Annotated in this window: 1 protein-coding gene; it reads right to left on the reverse strand. The window is 75.1% G+C overall.

Annotated features, from left to right (window positions below):
* Nucleotides 1-2,178, reverse strand: a 2,178-nt coding sequence (locus AOK08_RS38080) for an asparagine synthase-related protein (RefSeq protein WP_055534626.1), incomplete at its 3' end; no start/stop codon positions are given.
* Nucleotides 2,179-2,470: the final 292 nt, after the last annotated feature.

Here is a 2,470-nt window from a genome sequence, read left to right on the forward strand (position 1 = left end):
CCTAGCCCCCGCTCCCAACGCCCCCCTCTGGGGAGTGATCCCCGCCGGTACCGCTCGTTGGCGGGCCGGGGTTCCGGTCCAGCAGGTGCCTCGGCGGGAGAGAAGGCGGCGTAGCCACACCTCCAGGGAGACCAGGTCCGCGAGGCCGTCCAGGGGGAGGGGTTCGCCCTCGGCGGCGCTTCGGAGGGCCTTGCGGACCACCCTCGCCTCCACCAGCCCCGCCTCCGCGAGCAGCGGTGTGTCGAACAGGGTGAGCAAGGTGTCCACCGACACCCGCAGGCCCGTCCGCGAAGCCGCCGTCGCCGACGCGTGCGACGGTGCGCCCCAGCCGGGGGGCAGGTCCGTGACACCGGCGCCCTCCAGGACCGTACGGAGGATGGAGGCGCGGGCACCTGGTTGGACGCGCAACGCTTCCGGGAGGGCCCTGCACGCGCGTACCACCTGGTTGTCCAGGAAGGGCGTGTGGAGGCGCTGGAAGCGGATCTCGGCGGCCTGCTCCAGGACCCGTACGTCCGCCGCCTGGCGGGCCAGCGCAGCCCGCGCGCGGAAGTCTCCCGGGCGTTGGCCGGGGCCCACGCCGGCGCCCGCGCGGTCAGTCGCCCAGTTCAGGCGAACCGATACTTCAGCCAGCGCCTCACCGGTCAGCCACCGCGCGGCCGGGCCGGGTCTGGCCCAGGTGAGCGCGGCCAGTGAGGCTCCGACCGCGCCCCCCGGCTCGTCGAAGCGGCGCTGCATCAGGCGGTCGGCGAGGTTCTCGATGCCGGCCTTGTAGGGAGTGCGGGCGAGTTTGCGGGCGGCGCCGTACACGCGCGCGGGGACCATCACCGAGCCGTCGGCCTTCGCGAGCGCGGCCACCGGACGGACCAGGTGGCGGCGTTTGCGGTCCATCAGGAGGTCGGCGAGGCGGGCGGGGTGGGCGTCCAGTACCTGCCGGGCGCCGTAGCCGGTGAAGTGGTCCGCGCTGCCCGAGGCGAGGCGGGCGCGGTGGCGGGCCGCCGTGACCAGGGAGGGGCCCGGTTCGTCGGTCAGCGGGCCCTCCAGGTCGGCGTACGGCAGAACGTCCTCGCCGCCCGCCACCACCACGTGGTGCAGGCGCGGGTTGGCCGCCAGGGCCCCCGCGCGCTCCAGTTCCGCCTCGCGCCCGCCCACCACCATGTCGTTGAACGTCACCGCCACGAGCCGCTCCCCCGCGCCCGTGCCGTGCCCCAGCACCGTCCCCGGCGCACCCGGCAGGCCGGCCGCCAGGAGCGCGAGCGTCCCCGAGGCCGGGCCGCCGGACAGGTCCGCCCCTATCCCCGGTACGGGCATCCCGCGCGCGGCGCGCCGTTCCGCGGGGCCCATGCCGGGCACGGGCCCGGGGTCCACGTCGGCGCCGGGTACATGGCGGGGGGCGGACAGACGGGCGCGTACCGCCTCGACCAGCGCGTCCCGTACGCCGTCCACCGCGCTGTCGGGGTCCACGGGGGCCGCCGCGACCGCGAGGGAGGCGACCGGCTCGTACCCGGCGATCTCGCGCGCCCCGGCGCGCAGGATCAGCGCGTGCCCGGGCGGAATGCGCCGTACGCCGTCGTACGGGGTCGAGTCGTGCAGCGCCGCCGGTACGTCGGGGGCCGCGAGGAGGGCGGCGAGGTGGCCGAAGTCGAGGTTGGCCTCGATGAGGTCGGCGAGCGGGAGGGCCGCTGTGGCGTAGGCCGTACCGCCCGCCCATGGGGTGTAGAACACCGGGCGCGCGCCCGCCAGATCGCCGCTGACCATGAGCCGGCGCCCCACCTGGACGACGGCCGTGTAACTGCCGGGCCAGGCCGTCAGATGGCGAAGTGCCCCTCCACGGGCGGCGAACAGCGCGACCCGCAGTTGCTCGTCGGTGGCTCCGCAGGTGCCCAGGACGGCGATGCGGGTCTGCTCGTCGGCCCGTACGACGCGCACCTCGTCGGGGCGCCAGTCGCCGACCGCCCAGAGCGGATCGGGGTCCCCCCAGAGGAGTTGGGAGCCGACCGGGTGCACCGACTCACCGTCGTAGCCGGTCGCCCCCGCCCCGTATCCGGCGCCGGACCCGTTCCCGTTCCCATTCCCGTTCCCGGTTCCGAATCCGGCGCTGTCGGACGCGTAACCGCCGGTACCTGTCGTGTACTTGGCGGCCACAGCTGCGGTGCTGCTCCATCCCACCAACCACCGCATCGACGCCTCCACAGGCTGTGGACAACCAGTGCACCGGACGAACTCGGCACCATGCTGCCATGAAGGACGCGCCTCGGAGGGACGGCGGAGCCGCTCGTGCTCCCCGAAGTGCGCCCCTGCGAACTCCCGTGCACCCCCTGGAACATGCCCGCCCGGCCCCGAACGCACGCCCGGATCAAGGGACTTCGGGGTTCGGAGGCAGGGGAACTCCAGGGTTCGGGGTGGGCGGAATTCAGGGCACGGGACAGGGGACTTCAGGGTCCTGGGTCCTGGGTGCGGGGTGCGGGGTGCG

It is taken from the genome of Streptomyces graminilatus (genome assembly GCF_001418565.1).
Taxonomy (GTDB): Bacteria; Actinomycetota; Actinomycetes; order Streptomycetales; family Streptomycetaceae; genus Streptomyces; species Streptomyces graminilatus.